This window comes from Kitasatospora sp. NPDC048540 (genome assembly GCF_040651175.1).
GTDB lineage: Bacteria > Actinomycetota > Actinomycetes > Streptomycetales > Streptomycetaceae > Kitasatospora.
Genome location: NZ_JBEZIR010000070.1, coordinates 1 through 20,555 on the forward strand (window position 1 = coordinate 1; position 20,555 = coordinate 20,555).

General features: G+C 74.1%; 19 protein-coding genes. 6 read left to right on the forward strand and 13 right to left on the reverse strand.

The genetic code is table 11. The features are described from left to right. The 6 genes from AB0D08_RS24800 to AB0D08_RS24825 all read right to left on the reverse strand — a co-directional run. A partial coding sequence (locus tag AB0D08_RS24800) for an SRPBCC family protein (RefSeq protein WP_359891644.1) occupies nt 1-590 on the reverse strand: 590 nt, incomplete at its 3' end. A gap of 54 nt (nt 591-644) precedes the next feature. Next, nucleotides 645-1,451: a thioesterase family protein gene (locus tag AB0D08_RS24805; protein WP_359891647.1), complete on the reverse strand. Its 807-nt coding sequence runs from the start codon at nt 1,449-1,451 to the stop codon at nt 645-647. A 31-nt stretch (nt 1,452-1,482) separates the two neighbouring features. Next, nucleotides 1,483-2,118 (reverse strand): RNA 2',3'-cyclic phosphodiesterase, encoded by a 636-nt coding sequence (gene thpR, locus AB0D08_RS24810; protein WP_359891649.1) that lies wholly within the window; start codon nt 2,116-2,118, stop codon nt 1,483-1,485. Between the two features lie 113 nt (nt 2,119-2,231). Beyond that, nucleotides 2,232-4,073: a S8 family serine peptidase gene (locus AB0D08_RS24815; RefSeq protein ID WP_359891652.1), complete on the reverse strand. Its 1,842-nt coding sequence runs from the start codon at nt 4,071-4,073 to the stop codon at nt 2,232-2,234. A gap of 149 nt (nt 4,074-4,222) precedes the next feature. Beyond that, complete coding sequence (locus AB0D08_RS24820; RefSeq protein WP_359891654.1) at nt 4,223-5,794, reverse strand: HAMP domain-containing sensor histidine kinase; 1,572 nt, start codon at nt 5,792-5,794, stop codon at nt 4,223-4,225. Then, nucleotides 5,791-6,489, reverse strand: coding sequence for a response regulator transcription factor (locus AB0D08_RS24825; RefSeq protein ID WP_359891657.1), 699 nt, complete (start codon nt 6,487-6,489; stop codon nt 5,791-5,793). Before AB0D08_RS24825 ends, AB0D08_RS24820 begins: the two co-directional genes overlap by 4 nt. Nucleotides 6,490-6,682: 193 nt before the next feature. Here AB0D08_RS24825 and AB0D08_RS24830 point away from each other — a divergent pair, with 193 nt between their 5' ends. Continuing rightward, nucleotides 6,683-7,258 carry a dihydrofolate reductase family protein gene (locus AB0D08_RS24830; protein WP_359891660.1) on the forward strand — a complete coding sequence of 192 codons (576 nt, stop codon included), beginning with the start codon at nt 6,683-6,685 and terminating at the stop codon, nt 7,256-7,258. A 20-nt stretch (nt 7,259-7,278) separates the two neighbouring features. Here AB0D08_RS24830 and AB0D08_RS24835 read toward each other — a convergent pair whose 3' ends face one another. After that, nucleotides 7,279-8,127 carry a LysR family transcriptional regulator gene (locus AB0D08_RS24835; protein ID WP_359891663.1) on the reverse strand — a complete coding sequence of 283 codons (849 nt, stop codon included), beginning with the start codon at nt 8,125-8,127 and terminating at the stop codon, nt 7,279-7,281. 95 nt (nt 8,128-8,222) lie between these two features. Between AB0D08_RS24835 and AB0D08_RS24840 the strand changes: the two genes are divergently transcribed. After that, on the forward strand, nt 8,223-8,954 hold the full coding sequence (locus AB0D08_RS24840) for an SDR family oxidoreductase (protein WP_359891665.1): 732 nt from the start codon (nt 8,223-8,225) through the stop codon (nt 8,952-8,954). Between the two features lie 230 nt (nt 8,955-9,184). Continuing rightward, nucleotides 9,185-10,729, forward strand: coding sequence for an FMN-binding glutamate synthase family protein (locus AB0D08_RS24845; RefSeq protein WP_033826150.1), 1,545 nt, complete (start codon nt 9,185-9,187; stop codon nt 10,727-10,729). 92 nt (nt 10,730-10,821) lie between these two features. On the opposite strand, the gene AB0D08_RS24850 is transcribed toward AB0D08_RS24845, so the two are convergent. Together AB0D08_RS24850 and AB0D08_RS24855 are read right to left on the reverse strand one after the other, a co-directional pair. Continuing rightward, nucleotides 10,822-12,201, reverse strand: coding sequence for a hypothetical protein (locus AB0D08_RS24850; RefSeq protein ID WP_359891667.1), 1,380 nt, complete (start codon nt 12,199-12,201; stop codon nt 10,822-10,824). Between the two features lie 167 nt (nt 12,202-12,368). Beyond that, the gene (locus tag AB0D08_RS24855) at nt 12,369-13,724 is read right to left on the reverse strand and encodes a hypothetical protein (RefSeq protein ID WP_359891670.1); all 1,356 of its coding nucleotides are present in this window, start codon (nt 13,722-13,724) and stop codon (nt 12,369-12,371) included. Nucleotides 13,725-14,762: 1,038 nt separating this feature from the next. Here AB0D08_RS24855 and AB0D08_RS24860 point away from each other — a divergent pair. The 3 genes from AB0D08_RS24860 (at nt 14,763) to AB0D08_RS24870 (ending at nt 17,504) form a co-directional block, all read left to right on the forward strand. Next, nucleotides 14,763-15,095 (forward strand): hypothetical protein, encoded by a 333-nt coding sequence (locus AB0D08_RS24860; protein ID WP_359891673.1) that lies wholly within the window; start codon nt 14,763-14,765, stop codon nt 15,093-15,095. Nucleotides 15,096-15,239: 144 nt separating this feature from the next. Continuing rightward, nucleotides 15,240-16,697, forward strand: coding sequence for an EF-hand domain-containing protein (locus AB0D08_RS24865; protein WP_359891675.1), 1,458 nt, complete (start codon nt 15,240-15,242; stop codon nt 16,695-16,697). A gap of 81 nt (nt 16,698-16,778) precedes the next feature. After that, nucleotides 16,779-17,504, forward strand: coding sequence for a class I SAM-dependent methyltransferase (locus AB0D08_RS24870; RefSeq protein WP_033826147.1), 726 nt, complete (start codon nt 16,779-16,781; stop codon nt 17,502-17,504). 25 nt (nt 17,505-17,529) lie between these two features. Here AB0D08_RS24870 and AB0D08_RS24875 read toward each other — a convergent pair whose 3' ends face one another. The 4 genes from AB0D08_RS24875 to AB0D08_RS24890 all read right to left on the reverse strand — a co-directional run bounded on the left by AB0D08_RS24875 (nt 17,530) and on the right by AB0D08_RS24890 (nt 20,500). Beyond that, nucleotides 17,530-17,952: a hypothetical protein gene (locus AB0D08_RS24875; protein ID WP_033826146.1), complete on the reverse strand. Its 423-nt coding sequence runs from the start codon at nt 17,950-17,952 to the stop codon at nt 17,530-17,532. A gap of 79 nt (nt 17,953-18,031) precedes the next feature. Beyond that, nucleotides 18,032-18,817: a helix-turn-helix transcriptional regulator gene (locus tag AB0D08_RS24880; protein ID WP_033826145.1), complete on the reverse strand. Its 786-nt coding sequence runs from the start codon at nt 18,815-18,817 to the stop codon at nt 18,032-18,034. 18 nt (nt 18,818-18,835) lie between these two features. Next, nucleotides 18,836-19,066 carry a hypothetical protein gene (locus AB0D08_RS24885; protein ID WP_033826144.1) on the reverse strand — a complete coding sequence of 77 codons (231 nt, stop codon included), beginning with the start codon at nt 19,064-19,066 and terminating at the stop codon, nt 18,836-18,838. Nucleotides 19,067-19,522: 456 nt separating this feature from the next. Further along, the gene (locus AB0D08_RS24890; protein WP_359891679.1) at nt 19,523-20,500 is read right to left on the reverse strand and encodes a hypothetical protein; all 978 of its coding nucleotides are present in this window, start codon (nt 20,498-20,500) and stop codon (nt 19,523-19,525) included. Nucleotides 20,501-20,555 lie beyond the last annotated feature (55 nt).

The following is a 20,555-nucleotide window of genomic DNA, read 5'->3' on the forward strand; positions in this document are numbered from 1 at the left end:
TGCTCACGGAGACCCCCGCATTGCTGCGCAGCAACAACCGGCTGGCGTCGAGCAGCGCCCAGGTTCGGCTCCGGGCAGTCCTCGCTGCAGGAGAGCGGCGGCCTTGGGGGCCGGGCGCCCGCCGCGGCCGTGGCCAGCCGGGCCAGGGTGGTGCGGATGCCGGCACGGTTGACCTCGATCCGGCGTTCGGGGCCGGTGCCGGCGAAGACCAGGCCCAGCAGTTCCGCCGCCCGGGCGCCGCGGCCGGTGCGCAGGTCCTGCCAGGACTCGGTGACCCGGGTGCCGGTGCCCTCGGGCTCGAACCGGTACCGCCAGCGCGCGATCGGCAGGCCGAACACGCCCACGTCGAAGGTGAACTCGGCGCCCGGGTCGGCCACCGTCACCCGGCCCGTGGTGAACCACACGAACGGGCCCCGCCGGTTGAACCCGACGAACCGGGTGCCGGGCCGGGCGGCCGGCCCCGCCAGCCAGACCCGGCGGCACTCCGGACTCCACCGGCCCATCGCCCGCAGGTCCGACACCAGCCCGTAGAGCACCTCGGGAGCGGCGTCGACCAGGATGGACTCCTCGATCTCGAACTGACGTGACATCGGCTACTTCCTCACGAAGGGACGCCCGGCCGACCCGGCCGGGCCCGGGTGCCGTCAGCCGCGGGCGGCGACGAACAGGCTCTGCGCAGCGCGGCCGATCGGGCCCCGCTCGTCGTGGAGTCCGGCCTCCGCCGCGCCGATCCCGTCCGGGGCGACGGCGGTCCGGGCATCGATGCAGACCCATTCGCCGACGGGGTGGCGGTGCAGGTTCACCGTCAGGTCCGGGTTGACGAACAGGTGCGAGGTGAAGTCGAGTTCGTTGCTGACCCCGTTGATGGAGTCCGCCGCGACCAGCACCCGGTCCAGCGGGTCGGTCTTCTCCCCCGCCACCAGCGGCACCCGCATCCGCAGCCAGCAGGCGGCCGGCCCCCGCTCCAGGAAGGACCCGGCCGCGAACCGGAACTCCATGGCGCTGTGGTAGCCCTGCTCCCAGGGCACCGCGAAGAACGGTGCCGGGCGGGACCGCCCGACCGGTGCCACCTCGGGCTCCCGCGCGACCTCCGGCACCGAGCCGGGAGCCGTACGGATGCTCAGCGCGGTCGCCCGCATCACCTCGGTGCCGCCGTCCACGGCCAGCGAGACCTCCACCAGCTCCACGCTGCGCCCCGCCCGCAGGACCCTGGTGGCCACGGTCAGCGGCTGCAGCGGCACCGGCCGCAGGATCTCGAAGGTCATCCGGGCCACCCGCAGGTCCTCCCGGGCGCCCGGGCGCAGCAGCACCGCCCGGCCCAGCAGGGCGGCGGGCGGCCCGGCGTGCTGGCTGTCCGCGTCCCACGGCCCCCGGGTGTACCCGGTCGGGGCGAACCGCTCCTGCGAGAGCTGCTCGAAGAACGCCTCGGCCCCGCTGATGGTCCCGGTCATCGTCTGTCTCCCGTCGGTCGCCAGCAGCAGGCTACTCGCCGGTAGCCATAGCTGTCCCGGGTTCCTCCCGGCCGGGGCCGGCACCGTGGCCGGCGCCCAGCCTCCACGCCTCGATGTCGCGGTAGCGGATCGGCCCCGGGCCGCGGCCGATGTTGCTGCCGACGAGGTGCAGCTGCTCGGTGCGCCACGGCCGGCCCACGAACCCGGTCAGTGCGGCCGCGGCCTGCGGCACGCCGACGGGATCGTCACGGCGGGACCGCGCCAGGGTCAGGTGCGGGCGCAGCGGGCGGTCCCTGAACTCGATGCCGCAGGACCTGACCAGGTCGCGGACGTCGGCGGCGAGCAGGTGCAGCCCCTCCAGGTCGCCGTCGATCCCGCTCCACAGCAGCCGGCCGTCGAAGTGGCCGCCGCCCCGCAGGCCCAGCTGCAGCGCGGGGTACGACGCCGCCCGGCGGGCCAGCACCGCTCGCAGCAGCGGCACCGCCGTGGACGGCAGTTCGCCGAGGAAGGCCAGGGTGATGTGCCAGTCCTCGATCCGGTTCCACCGCAGCTGCGGATGCCCGGCGTACATCGGCTGCAGGGCCCGCGCCAGCTCGTCCTTGGCGTCGTCGGGCGGGGCCAGCGCCACGAAGACGCGCACGGTCGGGGGTCCAGGATGATCGTCCACCAGGGATTTCTAGCACCCCACCGTCCCCTCCTGCCGCGCCCGGCCCGCCCGCGCCCGGGCGGGGCGGGCGGTGCTGGTGGGCGGGAGGGGACGGTTCAGAAGGGTCGGAAGGGTCAGAAGGTGAGGTTCCAGGCGTCGATCTTGCCGGTGTCCTGGGCCGCGATGTCGCGGACCCTCAGCTTCCAGGTGCCGTTGGCGGCCTCGGAGGAGGCGTTGACCGTGTAGGTCTTGATGACGTTGTCGGCGCTGTCGCTGTCGGGGAAGTCCTCGAGCAGGTAGACGGTGCCGTCGGGGGCGACCAGCGAGACCACCAGGTCACCGCGGTAGGTGTGCTTGATGTCCACGCCGACTTTGAGGGCGGCGGGGGCGTTGCCGGTCACACCGGTGACGGTGATCGGGCTCTCCACGGTGGCGTTGTCGGTGACGGCGACGTCGGTGAGGTTCTCGAAGTACGGGCCGGCGGGCGGGATGGTGCCGCCGACCGCCTTCAGCGCGTCGACCTGGCCGTCGCCGAAGAAGGCGTTGTTGGCCGTGGTGCCGGTGCAGCGGCTGTCGGACGGGCAGGGCGTGTCGGTGGCGTCGGCGGCGAGCCTGGCCCGGATGTCGGCCGGGGTGAGCGTGGGGTTGGTGCTGGCGATCAGCGCGGCGACGCCGGTGACGTGCGGGGACGCCATCGAGGTGCCGCTCTTGGTGCCGTACTTGCCGCCCGGGAGGGTGGAGTACACGCCGTCGGCGCCGTCGCCGCCGGGCGCGGCGACGTCGATGACGTTGCGCCCGAAGTTGGAGTAGGAGGCCTTGACGTTGCCGTTGCCCATCGCCGCGACCGTGACCACGCCGGGGAGTTCGGTCGGGATGTCGACGCAGGCGTTGGTGATGGTGCGGGTGCCGGGGGTCGAGTCGTTGGGGCTCGCCGAGTCGGTGGTCTTGTTGGCCAGGTCGTAGTTGGAGTTGCCCGCGGCGGCGACCTGGAGCGAGCCCTTGCCCTCGGCGTACGCCTCGGCCCGCCGGACGCCCTCGATGATGGCGGCCTGGTCGACGTTGTCGGGGCAGTTGAACTGCCACGGATCGGTGTAGTAGCTGTTGTTGGTCACCTTGAATCCGTGGTCGCCGGCCCACATGAACCCGCACACGGTGTTCTCCGCGAAGAACAGCGTGGTGCCCGGCTCGGCGATCCGGACCGAGGCGATCTTCACCCCCGGCGCGACGCCGACGACGCCCTTGCCGTTCTTCGCCGCCGCGATGGTGCCCGCGACGTGGGTGCCGTGGGTGTCCACGTCCCGCCAGGCGCCGGTCCGGGTGTCGGCCTTGCCATAGGCGCAGGAGGCGGAGTCGGCGGCGTCGAAGTTGGGCGCCAGGTCCTGGTGCTGGTCGTCGACGCCGGTGTCCAGGACCCCGACCTTGACGGCGGCCGAGCCGGTGGTGACGGCCCAGGCCTGGTCGGCCTTGATCCGGGTCATGTCCCAGCGGTTGGTCTCGGCCAGGGTGGTGGCGGCCTGGGCCGGGTTGGCGGGCAGCGCCGGGTTGTAGGCGTCGGCCGGGACGTCGGAGGTGCGGGTCGCTCCCACCTGCTGGACACCGGCGACCTGACGGAGGGTCGCGGCGAAGGTGGCGGAGGCCGAGTGGGCGACGATCACGCCGATCGCGTCGTAGGAGGCGAAGACCGAACCGCCGTTGCCGGCTACGGCCGCGCGGACGGCGGAGGTGTCACCCGGCGCGGTGATGACCAGGTAGGCCCGGGTGCCGGCCGCCCAGGCGGCGGCCGGCGCGGGGGCCGCCGGGGCGGCGGCGGGCTGTGCGGCCGCGGCCGCGCCCGTGGGGGCGATCAGGGCCGCGGCCGTGCCGAGGGCGGCGACGGCGACAGCGACGGCCGAGCGGGTCAGCCGGCTGGATATGAGCGAGAACAAGTCGTCGTCCTCCGAGGACCAGGTGGCGCGGACCACTCCGGTCGCGCCCATGACAAGTAAGGGTGGGCGCAATGTGTCAGATCCCCCCTCAGGAGGGGAAGGGGTCGAACGTTACAAGTTCTTTTCACTGCCTTGACCGGCCCTGTGCACGGCCCGGCCCGTATCCCTTGCTCCCGGATGCGGGCCGGGCCGACGCACCGTCACTCCGTGTCGGCCGGTACCTTCGGCACCCGCAGGACGAACACCGCGCCGCCCGCCTCCGGCTCCCCGGGACCGCCCGTGGCCGGCTCCGCGGTGTCCCCCGCCGCCAACTCCAGCTCGGCGCCGTGCAGTCGGGCGTTCTCCCGCGCGATCGACAGCCCCAGCCCGTGGCCCGGCCCGCCGGAGCGGGCCGTGTCGCCGCGCACGAAGCGGTCGAAGATCCGCCCCCGCAGCTCCGCGGGCACGCCGGGCCCCGCGTCGGCCACCCTGACGGTGACCGCCGCCGCCGTACCGTCCACCGTCACCCGCACCGGCGCGGCGCCGTGCCGCAGCGCGTTGCCGACCAGGTTGGAGAGCACCCCGTGCAGCCTCCTCGCGTCCACCGCTACGACGCTCTCCCCGGACCGCTCCAGCGTGACCGCGTCCGGATCCGCGCAGTGGGCGAGGACGTCGGCCGCCAGGTCCGCCAGGTCCACCGGCCGGCGGTCGAGATGTGCCTCGCCCGCGTCCATCCGGGAGATCTCCAGCAGGTCCTCGGTCAGCACCGACAGCCGGCGCAGCTGCGGAGCGACCAGCCGGACCGCCTCGTCCCGGGTACCCGGGTGTTCCAGTGCGGTGGCGGCGGCGAGCAGCGAGGCGGTCGGGGTGCGCAGTTCGTGGCTGACGTCGGCGACGAAGCGGCGGTGGCGCGCCTCGTGTGCGGTGAGCTGCCCGACAGCCTCGGCGAGCCGGTCCGCCATGCCGTTGAACTCGCGGCTGAGCGAAGCGAGTTCGTCCCGCCCGCGGACCGGCAGGCGGACCGAGAAGTCCCCGTCCCCGAAGGCCCGCGCCGCCGCGCCCGCGGCCCGGACCGGCCGCTGGACCCGCCCGGCCACCAGCCAGGCGAACACCACACCCACCAGGACGGTCATCCCCGTCACCAGCAGAAGACCGCGCAGGTACGAGGCGGCCTGCTGGTCCACCGCCGCCAGGGAGTGGTACTCGACCGCCAGCACCGGCTGCCCCGGGTAGTGGTCGTCGGGCCCCTGCTGCCCGACCACCGCGCCGACGGCGAGCCAGTCGGTGCCCGGGAGGCGCCGCACCACCAGGTCCCGTTCGCTCAGTGCCTGGTGCCGGAGGTCGGCGGTGAGGAAGTCGGCGACCGGGGTCGCGGTGATCTGGGCGGTGCTCGCGTCCGTGATCAGGGTCGGCCTCGGCCCGGGCCACACCTCGGGCGGCTCGGACGGGCCGGACGGGTCGTCGGGCGCGACGGTCCCCTCCGGCGTCAGGGCGAAGACCGTGAAGGTGTTGAACTTCCGTACCGCCAGCGCCTGGAAGGTCAGGACCACGGCGTTCGGGCCGTCACCGGTGCGGACCGTGTTGGCCGCCGAGGTGAGGTCGGAGAGCGCACCGGACAGCATCCGGGCCCGGAAGTCGCTTTCGATCCTTGCCCGTTCGGCCCCGTAGGAGAGCGCCGAGAGTGCGACCGAGGGCAGCAGCAGGGCGAGCAGGACGCCCACCGCGATCCGGCCGCGCAGTCCGAGACGGCCGTCGGCGGCCGGTGCACCGGCTTTCGGCGTGCGGCGCCTCACGGCAGGTCCAGCCGGTAGCCGACGCCCCGGACCGTGGCGATCAGCCTGGGACGGGCCGGATCGTCCTCGGTCTTCGCCCTCAGCCGCCACACGCAAGCGTCCACGATCCGTGAGTCCCCCAGGTACCCGTAGTCCCAGACCCGGTCCAGCAGGACCTGCCGGGTCAGCACCTGGCCCGGGTTGGTCACGAACTCCAGCAGCAGCCGCAGTTCGGTCGGGGTCAGCTCCACGGGTGCGCCGCCCTTGGTGACGGTCATCGCCCGGGTGTCCACCCGGACCGGGCCCAGGTCGACCGTGCCGTCCGCGCCGCTCTCCCGCTCGACCGGGACCGCCCGGCGCAGCACCGCCTTGATCCGGGCGTCCAGCACCCGTGGCTCGACCGGCTTGGCCACGTAGTCGTCGGCGCCGCACTCCAGTCCGGCGACGATGTCGATCGGCTCCGAACGCGCGGTGAGCATGATGATCGGGAGCCGTCCGAGCCGGCGGACCTCCCGGCACACCTCGAACCCGTCGATGCCCGGCAGCATCACGTCCAGCACCACGCACTCCGCGGCCGGCGCCGACGGCGCGGCCAGTGCCGCCAGTCCGGCCGGCCCGTCCGCCGCCACCGCGACCTCGTGGCCCAGCCCGACCAGTGCCAGGCGCAGCGCCTCCCGCAGCCCGTCGTCGTCCTCGACCAGCATCACGCGTGCCATTCCCGCTCCCCTCTCCCGGTGGATCAGCATGCCCGGAGCGTGGCACCGGTGTGTGTGCGGCCCGTGTGGATCACGTCTGAGCCGTGTCACAGGGCGTCACCGCGCCGTCGGCGCCGGGTTCGGGCGCGCCGTAACGGCTGCTGCGGCGGTCGGCAGCCGTAGGGTCGTAGCTGTTCCCGGCGGAGGAGTTCGGATGCGCAGCGTGACCTACTCGATGGGTGTCTCCCTCGACGGCTACATCGTCGGGCCGGACGGCGACTTCGACTGGACGGCGCCCGACGACGAGGTGTTCCGTTTCGTCACGGACGAGATCCGGCAGGTCGGTGTGCACCTGATGGGGCGGCGGCTGTACGAGACGATGCTGTACTGGGAGACGGCCGAGCAGGATCCGTCGCTCTCCGCTCCGATGCTGGAGTGGGCGGCGGTGTGGAATCCGCTGCCGAAGGTGGTGTTCTCGACCACGCTGCGGTCGGTGCAGGGCAATGCCCGCCTGCTCTCCGGCGGTCTGGCGCAGGAGATCGAGCGGCTGCGGGCCGAGCCCGGGGACGGCGACATCGCGATCGGGGGCGCGGCTCTCGCCGCCGAGGCGGCCGCGTCGGGTCTGATCGACGAGTACCGGCCGCGGGTCCACCCGGTGCTGGTCGGCGGTGGCGTCCCGTTCTTCCCGCGGGCCGAGCGCCGGGTGGACCTCGATCTCGTCGAGACCCGGACCTTCGACTCCCGGGTCGTCTGTCTCCGCTACCGCGTGGCGCGTCGGGCGGCGCGGTAGGCCGCGACGGGGGCGGCTCGCTACAGGCGGGTGGCGGTGCGGACGAGGTCGGCGACGGCGCGGGAGCGGCTGTGCGGCGGCCAGGCGATGACGGTGGTGACCGGTGGGGCGTCGGGTACGGGGACGGCGGCGAGGCCGTCGTGCAGGTTGGTGCGGCACGACTCCGGTGACAGGGCGCAGGCGCGGCCGAGCGCGACCAGCTGCAGCAGTTGCGCGTGGTCGCGGACCTTCGGGCCGGGGCCGGGCGGGTAGCCGCCGTCGGGGTCGGGCCAGCGGGGCAGCGGCAGTCCGGGCAGTGCCGCGAGGTCGGCCAGCCGGACCTCGGCGCGGGCGGTGAGCGGGTGTCCGGCCGGCAGGACGGCGATCTGGCCCTCGGTGCCGAGTTCCTCGGTGTCGAACCCGTCGGTCGGGTCGAACGGCCGGTGCAGCAGGGCCACATCGGCCCGGCCCTCGCGCAGGAGGCGGGCCTGCTCGGCGGGGCCGGACAGGATGACGTCGACCGGGACGGCGCCGGGTTCGGCGGCGTACGCGGCGAGCAGCTTCGCCAGCAGTTCGTTGGACGCGCCGGCCTTGGTGACCAGGACCAGGGCGGGCCGGCCGGTCGTGGAGGCGGCGGCGCGGCGGGTCCGGCGTTCGGCCGCGGCGACGGCGTCGAGCGCGGCCCGGCCCTCGGCCAGCAGCACGGCGCCGGCCTCGGTGAGGGTGACGGTGCGGCTGGTCCGGTCCAACAACGCCGCCCCGAGCCGGCGTTCGAGCTGCTGGACGGCGCGCGACAGGGGTGGCTGGGCGATCCCGAGCCGCTGCGCGGCCCGCCCGAAGTGCAGTTCTTCGGCGACGGCGACGAAGTAGCGCAGTTCCCGGGTCTCCATCCGGCGACGCTACCCCGGATTCATACCCGGAGGGTATCGATGCCCACCGGATCGGTCTTGGACCGCCGGTCGGGGGCCGGGCCAGCATGGTGCCCATGAGCGAACGAACGATTGCGCTGGTCACCGGCGCGAACAAGGGCATCGGGTACGAGATCGCCGCGGGCCTGGGCGCCCTCGGCTGGAGCGTGGGCGTCGGCGCCCGCGACGACGGACGCCGGACGGCCGCGGTGGAGCGGCTGCGCGCGGCCGGCGTCGACGCGTTCGGCGTGCCGCTGGACGTGACCGACGAGGTGGGCGTCGCCGCCGCGGCCCGGCTGATCGAGGACCGGGCCGGGCGGCTGGACGTGCTCGTCAACAACGCGGCCATCGCCGGCGGCGCGCGACAGGAACCCAGCCGGGTCGACCCCGCCACCCTCCGGGCGGTGATGGAGACCAACGTGGTCGGCGTCGTGCGCGTCACCAACGCGATGCTGCCGTTGCTGCGCCGCTCCCGGTCGCCCCGGATCGTCAACATGTCCAGCAGCGTCGGCTCGCTCACCCGTCAGGCCGGGCCGGGCGCCGAGCGGACGGCCGGCCCGGTGGCCGTGGCGTACGCGCCGTCGAAGACCTTCCTGAACGCCGTCACCCTCCAGTACGCCCGGGAGCTGCACGGTACCGGCATCCTGATCAACCTGGGCTGCCCCGGCTACGTCGCGACCGATCTCAACGGATTCCGCGGCGTGCGCACCCCCGAGCAGGGCGCGGCGGTCGCCGTCCGGCTCGCGACCCTGCCCGACGACGGCCCGACCGGTGGGTTCTTCGACGACTCCGGCGAAGTGCCCTGGTGACACCGGCCGGTGACGTGCCGAGGGGTGGGCCGCCGGTGCGGGATCGTCCCGGCGGCCCGCCCCTCTGCGGCCCCCTGGCCGCAGGCCCGGACGGCCGGGCTCCTACTATCGTTCCGCATTCCTTGACGGACGCCGGGGCCCACAAGGCCGGGTGCCCGCCGTCGGGTGCCCCACACGACACAACGGCTCCACCGCACGGTGATCGAGCCGTGCATCGAGGAGGAACGTTCATGCACGCCCGGAAGATCGGCGCGGCCGCCGCAACAGCGGTGGCGCTCCTGGCCGCCCGCGACCTCCTCCAGAAGAGGCACGCGCTGCTCCGCAACTTCCCGGTGGTCGGGCACGCCCGGTACCTGCTGGAGACGATCGGGCCGGAGCTGCGGCAGTACATCGTGACCTCCAACGACGAGGAGCGCCCGTTCAGCCGTGACCAGCGCACCTGGATCTACGCGTCGGCGAAGGAGGAGAACAGCTACTTCGGGTTCGGCACCGACGTCGACGTCGAGCACGTGCAGGGGCACGCCTACCTGAAGCAGCGCACCTTCGCCGGCGCGCTGCCCGACGCCCACGACCCGCAGGCACCCCTGCCGTCGGCCAAGGTGCTGGGCGGGCCGCGCGGGCGCGCCAAGGCGTTCCGGCCGGCGAGCGTGGTGAACATCTCCGCGATGAGCTTCGGCTCGCTCTCCGGCGCGGCCATCACCGCGCTCAACAAGGGCGCGGCGCTCGCCGGCACGATGCACAACACCGGCGAGGGCGGTCTGTCGCCGTACCACCGCAACGGCGGCGACCTCGTCCTCCAGCTCGGGACGGCGTACTTCGGCTGCCGCAACGAGGACGGCAGTTTCAACCTCGACAAGCTCAAGGACGTGGTCGCCGGCGCCCCGGTCAAGGCGATCGAGATCAAGCTCTCCCAGGGCGCCAAGCCGGGGCTGGGCGGGATGCTGCCGGGGGCGAAGGTGACCCCGGAGATCGCCGCGATCCGCGGCATCCCGGTGGGCAAGGACTGCGCCTCCCCGTCGCGGCACTCCGCGTTCGGCGACGTCGACTCGATGCTGGACTTCGTCGAGCTGCTCGCCACCGAGACCGGTGTGCCGGTCGGGATCAAGAGCGCGGTCGGCGAGATGGGCTTCTGGCAGGAGCTGGCCACCCAGATGGCCCGCGGCGACCGCGGTGTCGACTTCGTGACCGTCGACGGCGGCGAAGGCGGCACCGGCGCGGCACCGCTGATCTTCACCGACTCGGTGTCCCTGCCGTTCCGGATGGGCTTCTCCCGGGTCTACGGCACCTTCGCCGAGCTGGGGCTGACCGACGACCTGACCTTCATCGGCTCCGGCAAGCTCGGCCTGCCGGAGAACGCCGCGGTCGCCTTCGCCCTGGGCGCGGACATGGTCAACGTGGCGCGTGAGGCGATGCTGTCCATCGGGTGCATCCAGGCGCAGAAGTGCCACACCGACAAGTGCCCCACCGGCATCGCGACCCAGAACCCGTGGCTGGCCCGCGGCGTCGACCCGACGTCCAAGTCCACCCGGGCGGCCGTCTACCTGCGGGCCCTGCGCAAGGAGCTGATCAAGGTCTCCGGTGCCCTCGGCGTCGCCCACCCGGCCCTCATCACGCCCGACGACATCGAGATCATGAACGGCGACTACGAGGCCCGCACGCTGGCCGGCGTCTACGGCTACAAGGACGGCTGGGGCCGGCTCGGCCCGCACCTCGCCGACGGGATCACCGCGCTGCTGACCGCCGCACCGGACGCCGCCGGGAGGCCGGTCCTCTGACGCGTCGGCGGCGACGGTCCCGGTCCGGGCCGTCGCCGCGTGGTTCGGGGCCGGGACGGCTCGACGCCGCCCGGCCCCGGGGGGGTTGGGGTTCAGCCGAGGTTGGGGGTACCGACCTGGGTGGTGACGTCGAACAGGGACCAGACCCCGGAGGTGGGGAGGTAGGTCAGCTGGAGGTGGCTGTTCAGCGAGTTGCGGCTGAAGATGGCCAGCGTGCCCGAACCGTCCACGACCGAGCTGACGTTGCCGTCGCTGACCGGTGCGCCGAAGCCACTGGTCAGGTCACTGGTGGTCCAGGGGCCGTCGGCGGGCTTGTAGGTGATCCGCAGGTGCCCGTTGGCCGCGTCGGCGGTCACCACCCCGAGGGTGCCGTTGTTCTGCAGGAACGCGGCGGGCGCACCCCCGCCCGGCGCCGGGGTCCCGGCGTTGTTGGTCAGGTCGAAGGTCGACCAGGACCCGGAGGTCGGCAGGTAGGTGAGGTTGGCGTGCCCGTTGAGGGAGTTGCGGCTGAAGATCGCCAGTGTGCCCGAACCGTCCACGATGGCGCTCACCTTGCCGTCGCTGACCGGTGTGCCGAAGTCCGCCGTGAGGTCGCTGGTCGCCCAGGCGCCGTTGGCGGGCTTGTAGGTGATCCGCAGGTGCCCGTTGGCCGCGTCGGCGGTCACCGCGCCCACCGTCCCGTTCGGCTGGACGAACGCGGCCGGCGCGCCGCCCGCGGAGGGCTCGGTGCCCGCCTGGCCGCTCAGGTCCGCCGTCGCCCAACTGCTCGACACCGGACGGTAGGTGACCTGGAGGTGCCCGGTGCCCGCGTCGCGGGTGAAGGTGATGTTGTTGCCGTCGGCGCCGATCACCGATCCGCGGTCGCCGAGCGGCGCCGCCGCCTGGGCGGGCGTGGCGGGGGCCTGCCGGGAGATGGCGTCGACGATCCGCTGGGCGTCGGCGGCCTGGGGCTGGTAGCGGTCGGGGAAGGCCGAGCGCTGGACGCCCTGGCACACCGCGCCGATCTGCTGGCTCTGCCAGGCGTTGCCCGGGTAGATCCTGACCATCTCCTTGAGGAAGGCCCCGGTCGACCAGGCGGGGTCGAGGCGGTCCGCCGTGCTGCCCCAGCTGTCGAGCTGCTGGAACAGGCCGACACTGGTGTGGTCCAGCACGTTGGGGTTGTTCTGCAGCGTCGACTCGACGATGGCCGTCGTGACGGCGATCACGGCGGCGCGGTCGGACATGCCCCGCGCACGGACGGCGTTGACGATCGCCCGTGCGCAGGAGACCCGGTAGGAGTCCATCGCGTTGCTGAGGCTGCCGGTCAGGACCCGGTTCAGGGCCGCCGCCGTGGAGGTGTCGGCGGCGGTCACGGTTCCGCAGGACACATTGGGCATGGCGGCGAGGGCCGGGGTGACACCGGTGCTCACCGCGGCGGCCACGGCCGTTGCCACGAGCAGGGCGGAGAGCGTGCGGCGGCGGTTCCTGGGCAAGGGGGTCTCCTAGGTCGAGGGAGGAGGGAGCACGGACGTCGGTGGGTGCCCGGCCCTGAGCTGCCGGTGAGCTACGGGCCGGGCGGTACAGGTCGGGCGGTGGTACAGGTCGGGCGGTGCTACGCGCCGGGTGGCGGGTACCGGCCGGGGCTTGCCCGGGCGGTGGGTCAGCCGAGGGCCGGGGTGCCCGCCTCGCCGGTCATGTCGGTGGTCCCCCACGCGCCGCCGGTCGGCAGGTAGGCCAGGTTGAGGTGCCCGGTGGAGGCGTTGCGGCTGTAGATGGCGAGGGTGACGTCGCCGCCGATCACCGAGCTGACGTTGCCGTCCGAGGTGGCGGCGTTGAATCCGCTGGTCAGATCGCTGGTGGCCCAGCCGCCGGCGGCGGGCTTGTAGGTGATCCGCAGGTGGCCGTTGGCCGCGTCCGCGGTCACCACCCCGAGGGTGCCGTTGTTCTGCAGGAACGCGGCGGGAGCGCCGCCGCCGGGCGCCGGGGTGCCGACGTTGTCGGTCAGGTCGAAGGTCGACCAGACGCCCGAGGTCGGCAGGTAGGTGAGGCCGGCGTGGCCGTTGGCGGAGTTGCGGCTGAAGATCGACAGCGTGCCGACGGCGTCGACCTGGGTGCTGACGTCGCCGTCGCTGACCGGCGCCCCGAAACTGCTCGTCAGGTCGGCCGTGGCCCAGGCACCGTTGGCGGGCTTGTAGGTGATCCGCAGGTGACCGTCCTGGGCGTCCGCGGTCACCGCACCGAGGGTGCCGTTGTTCTGCCGGAACGCGGCCGGCGCGCCGCCGCCCGACGGGGCGGTGCCGGCGGTGCTGCTCAGGTCCGCGGTCGCCCAGGATCCGTTCACCGGCAGGTAGGTGATCTGGAGGTGCCCGCTGCCGGCGTCCCGGGTGAAGGTCACCTGGTTGCCGTCGCTCGCGATGATGGAGCCCTTGTTGCCCAGCGGCTTGGAGACCGGGGTCCCGGTGGGGCCGTCCTCGATGACCTTCTTGTACCGGAAGGGCAGGAACCCGCCGCCGGTCATCTCGGAGCGGGACATCGTCCGGCTGCGCGCGTTGGTGCCCGTGTGCGCCTCCTCGTAGATCACCGCGGTGGAGTGGCCGGAGTCCGTCCAGCGGCCGAACAGCACCATGTGGGTGCTGATGTTGTTCAGCGCGTCACCGGGCCGCAGGTCGTCGAGGCTGCCCAGCTGCGTCTCGTACGGGTCGGCCGAGTCGGTCGTGAAGCCGAGGTTGGTTCCCGCCGTGTTGATGTGCCACGCCATCGACACGAAGCCCGAACAGTCCTGCCGGTAGGTGCCGTTGCTGTCGGTCCAGTAGGCGCCCTGGTTGTACGGCACACCCTGGCCGACCCAGGACTGGGCCCGTGCCAGGATCTCGCTGCGGGTGATGCTGCCGCCGACGGCGGAGACGCCGACCGCATGGGCGGAGGCGGTGGTGAAGGCCTCGACGGCGATGGCACCGGACGTCGCGATGGCAGCGGCGAGTGCGACACGGACGAGTTTCGAAACCTTGGCAGGCATGGGGTGTCTCCAGGTGGCGGGCGCGGCGGAGCGCGCCGTGGCGAGGGGAGTGTTCGGGACGGGCCCGCCGCGGGCCGGACGGCCGCCGGGCGGGAGCAGCGGCCGTGACGGGCCGGCCGCGGGGGTGGATCGGTGTGGATCGGTGCTGACGGTGTGCCGGCGCGCGCAGGGCCGGCACGGGGACGGCGGCGGGCGGGCGTGTTTCGGGCCGCGCCTGCGTGCGTCAGTGGTGGACGGTGAGGTGGTGGCGGTGGTGGCCGCCGGGCGGGCCCGCGGCGAGCGCGGCAGCGGTGAGGCGCTGCGCGGCGGCCCGAGCGGCGTGGGGTGGCCGCGAGGATGAACGGGACGGCCCCGATCCCGGCCTGCACCGCGCGGATGCGCAGGTGCTCCGGCCCGTGCTCAGGTGTCGCGTGCGCCCACGTCCTCGAGGACGCGGATCTCGTTCCCGGCCCGGCAGTGGGCCCCCGCCCGCGTCGGCGTGAGACGGACGGGGAGCACCGGCTGTCAGTCGCAGCCGATGCCGCCCGCAGCGGGGCCGGCTCCCGCACGGGGCGTCACTGTGCCCGACCGGAGCGCCGCGGCGTTGGCTCTGCTCTGCGTACGGACGGACTCGGACACGGCGGTACCCCCAACGGTCGCTGATCGGAAGCCGGAGACGGGAGGAGGCGGGACCTGGGCCCCGGCGGGGGTTCGTCTCCCCCGCCGCCGTTCCGGTGATCACCATCCTGCTGGCGCCGCCCCGGCGCGGAAAGACCGAGAGGCCGTCCACATCCGGCCTGGCCGAATCAGGACACGACCCGCGGCCCGGCCGGGGCAACGGCGCCTCCCCCGCCCGTACGGGATCGCGGCAGGTCTCAGGACGGCCCGACACGGCAGGCTCGACGACGCTCCGGCACGGGCCGCCACCACTCGGGGCCGACACCCGTCGGCCGCTCCGCCGCCGGTCCACCGGTGTCGACGCCCCTCGGCCCGGCGGGAACCGATCCGCACTGACCGGTAGTCATCTCCCGTGGCACGTCGGACCGTAGGGGGAGCACCGTGACACCGCAGACAGCCGCGCAGCACGGACCGGGCGGCCGGCACCGGGGGCCCAGGACCGGGCTCGCCGCCTGGTTGGGCGCCGCCACCGTCCTCGGCGGCTCGCTGGTGCTGCTCATCGCGCTGCTCGGGACGGACGGCGGCGACATCGGGACCACGTCCTACCGCGCGGGCTACCGGGCGGGCAAGGAGTCCGGGATGCAGGTCGGGGACACCGCCGAGGACGCCGTCGCGGTGGGACGCGCCTGCTCGAACCTGGCCGGGAGGTCCGTGCCGCAGGGGTGGTACACCGGCTGCTCGGACGCGCTGACCGGGAGCCGCCCCAGGCGGTGACACCGCCCCCACGGCGGGAAGTCCGGGCCACCCGGTGCGCCCGCGTGTTCGAGAACCTGCACGCAGGAGTGATCCACGGTGCCGTCCGGCCCCGCACCCAGTTGTACGTGGTGTCGGCCGACCCCCACCCCCCCTGGAGCCTCCATGACGTCCGTGCCCGTGTCCGGCACCCGCAGCCCGCTGCGCCAGAGCCTCGGCGAGTGGCGGATCGGCCTGGTGGCCTGGCGGTTGATCGTCCTCCAGGCAGCCCATCCCGCGGTCGCGGCCGGCATGGGCCGCTACTCGACCTACCGGGCGCACCCGTGGCGGCGCATCCAGCACACCGTGGACAGCGGTGCGAGGCTGTTCTCCGCCGGGCCCGAGGAACGCCGGCTCGAGGTGGCGCGGCTCGCCCGCACCCACCGCCGGATCCACGGCACCGATGACGCCGGGCGCCCGTACACCGCCGAGGATCCCGCGGTCCGCGGCTGGGTGATGGTGACGCTGTACGAGGCGATCACGGCCATGCACGAGCTCTCCGGACAGCGCCTTCGGCCCGCCGAACTCGACGTGCTCTACGCCGAGTTCAGGGAGGTCTGCGAGGCGCTGGAGATCCCCGGCGAGGTCCTCCCGGCGACCGCCGCCGAGGTGCCCGCGTACGTGCAGCGCAACGTCCGCGAGGTCCTGGAGTACGGCGACGTGGTCCGCCACCTGCTGTTCGAGGTGCTCCGCGAGGCACCGGCCCCCCGCCGGCTCGGCCGGCTCCGGCCCGCGTGGCCGCTGCTGCGGGTGGCGGCGGCCCGGCTGCTGAGCACCCTCACGGTGGCCGACCTGCCGCCGGCCTGGCACGACAGGTTCGGTCCCGGTCGCACCCGCTCCGGCGCCGCACTGTCGTGGGCGGTCCACCACGGTGCACGGCACGTCCTGGCCCGCCTGCCCGAGCATCTGCGCTACCGTCACCGCCCCTCGGCCGACGGCGCCGAGACCCCCGCGACCGCCGCGACCGCCGCCGGACGGCCGGTCCCCCGGCGCGCGCCGTCCCGCCCGTCCCGCCCGTCCCGCCCGGCCCGCGGGCCGCGTTCCGCCGACAGCCGCCGGGCCCGCCTGGAGACCTTCTTCCACCAGGTGCTGGACCAGACCGGGGACGGGCGGGTCGACCGGGCCGACCTCCAGGCCATGGTCCACAACGTCTGCTGGCAGCTCGAGGTCCCCGCGGAGCGCGAGGACGTGCTGTACGCCGCGTTCGAGACCTGGTGGCAGGCGCTCTGCCCGACCATGGACGCCGACGGGGACGGCGGCGTGGACTGCGCCGAGTTCGTGTCCGCGATGCTCGCCGGTGCCGACCGCGACCCAGCCCACCTCGACCACGGACTCGTCCCCGCGATGCGGGCGCTGTTCCGGGCCGCCGACACCGACGGCAGCGGTCACCTGTGCGCCGACGAGTACCGCGTCCTGTTCGGCGGTCCGCGCGTGCACCCGGCCGAACTCAACGACGGTTTCCGGCAGTTGGACACCGACGGGGACGGCCGGATCAGCGAGGAGGAGTTCGTCACCGCCTTCACCGACTTCTTCACCGCCCGGACCGACACCATCGCCGGCACGGCCCTGCTCGGCCGCCCCTGACACCTGGACGCCGGGTGGGCCGGCCCCGCCCGGCGCGGGAAATCCGTGGCAGCCGCCGCGGGGCGGGGGCATACTGCCGCGGTGTACTCCGACGCCGATGCCGCCGAGCTGTACGACCGCCTCAACACCTGGGGCCCCGACGACGACTTCTACCTGTCCTTCGTGCTGGACGCCCCGTCCGTGCTGGACGTCGGCTGCGGTACCGGAAGGCTGCTGCACCGCGCTCGCGAGGCCGGTCACACCGGCCGGCTCACCGGTCTGGACCCGGACGCCGCGGCACTGGCCCGGGCCCGCCGCCGGGGCGACATCGAGTGGATCGAGGGCAGGGCCGCCGACGCGGCCGGGGCCTCGGAGTTCGCACTCGCCGTCATGACCGGCAACGCCTTCCAGGTCCTGGTCACCGACGAGGAGTTGCGGACGTCCCTGGCGGCGATCCGCGCGGCCCTGGCCGTCGGCGGGCGGTTCGTCTTCGGCACCCGCAACCCGGGGGCGCGGGCCTGGGAGGGCTGGCACCCGTCGAACCCGTTCGACCTCGTCGACCACGCGGGCCGTCCGCTGCGGCTGATCCACCGGGTCGAGTCCGTCGCCGACGGGGTCGTCACCCTCACCGAGACCACGGCGACCCGCGAGGGCGATCCCCTGCGCACCGACCGGGCGCGTCTGCGGTTCCTGGACGCCGACGGGATCGGGGCGTTCCTCGCCGAGGCGGGCTTCACCGTCGACAGCTGGTACGGCGACTGGGCGCGGGGCCCGCTGACCGCCACCGGCGAGAACATCGTCGTGGTGGCCCGCGCGGTCGGGCACTGAGGCCTCGGGGCCCGGCCCCGGCGGGTCAGCCGCGTGGCCGGGCCGCGGCCAGGGAGCGCAGCCGGGCGTGGACGGCGGCGGGCTCGGTACCGGTCAGGGCCGCGACCGCGGCCGGCGGCAGGCCGAGGACCAGGTGGAGCAGCAGGACGTCCTGCTGGGGCGCGGTGAGGTGGGCGACCGGGCGCAGCGGGCGGGGGCCGGCCAGGGTGCAGACCCGGCTGCGCAGGGTCTGCCAGGCGCAGGCGGCCGGGCTGGCGGCGGCCAGCACGTCGTGCCAGTGCCCGGCGAGTTCGCGGAATGCGTCGCGGACGACGCCGTTGGCGTCGTCGGGGGTGAGCAGCAGGGCGGCGTAGCGCCGGTAGTTGTCGCGGTGGAGGTCGTGCAGAGCCCACAGGTCGAGGTGGGGTGCGGGGCCGGGGGCCGTTCGGGTCCTGGGCGGTGTGGGCATGGGTGTTCCCCGGGGTAGCCGGTGGGTGGGGTGGACGGTCCCGCGGACAGGGCGTGCGGGCCCTGTCCACGGGGCCCGGTCACCGGGCGAGCGCCGCGCTCTCGCCGGTGCCGTCGCGGCCCGCCGGGGCCTGGAGGTGCGCGGTGTCGGCCTTGTCGGCGCTCGCGCTCTGTTTGAGCGCCACCCACAGCCTGAACAGGGTCTCTGTCGGGATGCTGCCGGTGGAGGTCTGCATCGCGCGGGCGAATTCGCGCTGGTAGGTCTTGGCGGTCATCGGTACCGGGGTCCGGGCGTTGTTCGTCCGTTCCCAGGCGGCCGCCCACAGGGCGCGGCGGCTCTCCTTGACCCCGCAGGCCTGCATGTAGGTGGTCAGCAGGGCCTTGTGGAGGGGTGCCTCGCCCTTGAGGACCAGGGCGAGGGTGCTGGAGGGCAGGCGGCCCCCCCGGGCGCGGGCCCGGCGGTCCAGTTCCTCCAGGGAGGGCCAGTCCGCCTTGCGGCGCATCTCGTGCATGGCCCGGCGCAGGTCGGCGAAGGAGTCGACGTGTTCCGGGTTGAGGCGCCGTGGTGCGCGGCGGCGCTGCCCGCCGGACGGGCGCGGGACGTGGGCCCAGTAGTTGGCCTGGGTCCACTTCCTGCGGGCCGTCCTGAGGTCCGCGCCGCACTCGCGGGCGATGGCCTCGGTGACCTCCCAGCTCGGCAGGGAGCGGCCGCTGGCGGCCCGCTGCAGGGTGGTGTGGTGGAAGTTCGTCCGGTCGGCGAGCTGACGGTAGGTCAGCTTGGAGCGGTCACGTTGCTCGCGCAGCCAGCAGGCCAGGCGGCGCAGTGCCGGTTCGCTCGCCGCGACCGGGTTCTCTCTGCGTCCCATCGCGGTCGGCGCCTTCGCTCAGGCCCGCTCCCGCCGCAGCCGGAGTCCCAGCAGCCAGCTGCCGCCGGCCAGTTCGAGCGCCGCGCCGGCCGACATCCCGGCCGCGACCAGGGCGGCGGCGAGGGCGATGACGACGATGATCACGATCGCTTCGGCGCGTCCGGGCAGCCAGGACGGGACCGGGCGCGGGCCGTCGGCGGCGGCGCAGCGGGCGGGGACGGGGGCGGGCTTGTTGCGCTTCCTCGTCATCGAGGAGACCTCCTGTAGCACTGTCTACTCCAACAGGTCGGAAGTTCGATGGTTGGCGTCACCGAAGCATCCGTTCGGGTAACACTCTGTCAGGCGTACGGGTGATTCCCAATCGGTTCGGTGAACGCAGTGCGGATTGATGCGTCACCGTCCGGGCCGGTGCCGGGAATTTCGGAACAGCGGTGCGACACAACCGCAGGCCCGACGGCCGAAACTGAAAATTGATGCGCATTCGCGCAGCATCCCCTTGTCCCCGCCATGCCTGGGTGTGACGATTGCAGCGGCGTCGTCCAGACCTCACGGTCGGGCACCCGGGGCGCTGTTCACTCCAACGAATTCGGGAACACCCGGAGCGGGCCGTGTTGGCGCATGGGCCCGCCCGGACAGCAGAGACCGCCCGGCCGTGAGGCTCGAGCGGTCTCTGTGCATTCCGGTACGGGGCGCCGGGCCGCCGTGTCAGCCGACGTCGGCCGCCGTGGGAGCGGCCGCCGCTCCTGGCGTCGCGCGGCGTCGGCGCACCGCGAGGACCCCGCCCGCCGTCGCGGCGGCGAGCACCGCCGACGTGCCCAGCGCCCAGGGCAGTACGGGACTGCCGTGCGCGGCCGGCGTGGCGGCCAGTGGTACGGCGGCCGGCCGGTCCGTGGGCGTGGGTGCCGGGCTCGGGGTCGCGCTCGGGACGGCACTCGCGCTCGGTGACGGCGCCTCGGGCGTCGGGGACGGCGGCGCCTCGGACGGGACGGGCGACGCCGGGTCGGCGGCGGGTTGCGGCACCGGGGTGCCGGTCGGCGTCGTCCGCGGTGCGGACGTCCTGGTGGCAGTCGGCCGCGGGTCCGGCTTGCGGGTCGTGGCGCCGCCGGGTGCCGGGGTCGGGGCCTGGGCGGGGCCGCCGCCGGTGAATTCGAAGCTCACGCCGCCCATCTTGGTGCCCGTCACCATCGAACAGGGCCCCTCCGGGTAGAGGTAGGCGCCGAGTTCGTACACCCCGTCCGGGCTGCCGACGGGCATCGAGAGGGTCTCGTGCAGCACGTGGTCACCGCGGGTCAGTCCGCCGAACTCGACGCGGTTGGAGTTCCAGGTGCCGAGGTTGCCGGACTGCAGGGCCGGCTTCCAGGTGAACGAGAAGCGGTGCGCCGGGCCGCCGTCCACGCTCAGCTGCACCGACGGCGCCGGCCCCGGAGTGTAGCCGCCCTGCTGCCGGGTGGGGATGACCATCACCTCGAACGCCGTGGCGCTCTGGTCGGGGGCGTCGAGGTGCAGGGTGTTGTCGGTCTGACGGGAGCCGCCCGTGCGAACCTTGGGGACGGCGCCGTACACCCCGTCGATCCGGTAGGTCCCGGACGTCATCGTCGTGCAGACGTCCGCGTGCGCCACGCCGGCGCCGGTCACCGTGGACAGGGGTATCGCAAGGGCCAGGATCAGGCCGCGTCTCGTCATGGCCCCGCATCCTAGGGGTGCCGGCGCGCGGTCCTCGCACCGGTACCCGGGCGGA

Bases quoted from the DNA above. Each gene is read 5' to 3' on its own strand.
- AB0D08_RS24880 (WP_033826145.1), bottom strand. From the start codon at position 18,817: ATGGGACGCAGAGAGAACCCGGTCGCGGCGAGCGAACCGGCACTGCGC.
- AB0D08_RS24840 (WP_359891665.1), top strand. From the start codon at position 8,223: ATGAGCGAACGAACGATTGCGCTGGTCACCGGCGCGAACAAGGGCATC.
- AB0D08_RS24855 (WP_359891670.1), bottom strand. From the start codon at position 13,724: ATGCCTGCCAAGGTTTCGAAACTCGTCCGTGTCGCACTCGCCGCTGCC.
- AB0D08_RS24805 (WP_359891647.1), bottom strand. From the start codon at position 1,451: ATGACCGGGACCATCAGCGGGGCCGAGGCGTTCTTCGAGCAGCTCTCG.
- AB0D08_RS24845 (WP_033826150.1), top strand. From the start codon at position 9,185: ATGCACGCCCGGAAGATCGGCGCGGCCGCCGCAACAGCGGTGGCGCTC.
- AB0D08_RS24865 (WP_359891675.1), top strand. From the start codon at position 15,240: ATGACGTCCGTGCCCGTGTCCGGCACCCGCAGCCCGCTGCGCCAGAGC.
- AB0D08_RS24830 (WP_359891660.1), top strand. From the start codon at position 6,683: ATGCGCAGCGTGACCTACTCGATGGGTGTCTCCCTCGACGGCTACATC.
- AB0D08_RS24875 (WP_033826146.1), bottom strand. From the start codon at position 17,952: ATGCCCACACCGCCCAGGACCCGAACGGCCCCCGGCCCCGCACCCCAC.
- AB0D08_RS24890 (WP_359891679.1), bottom strand. From the start codon at position 20,500: ATGACGAGACGCGGCCTGATCCTGGCCCTTGCGATACCCCTGTCCACG.
- AB0D08_RS24815 (WP_359891652.1), bottom strand. From the start codon at position 4,073: ATGGGCGCGACCGGAGTGGTCCGCGCCACCTGGTCCTCGGAGGACGAC.
- AB0D08_RS24835 (WP_359891663.1), bottom strand. From the start codon at position 8,127: ATGGAGACCCGGGAACTGCGCTACTTCGTCGCCGTCGCCGAAGAACTG.
- AB0D08_RS24825 (WP_359891657.1), bottom strand. From the start codon at position 6,489: ATGGCACGCGTGATGCTGGTCGAGGACGACGACGGGCTGCGGGAGGCG.
- AB0D08_RS24885 (WP_033826144.1), bottom strand. From the start codon at position 19,066: ATGACGAGGAAGCGCAACAAGCCCGCCCCCGTCCCCGCCCGCTGCGCC.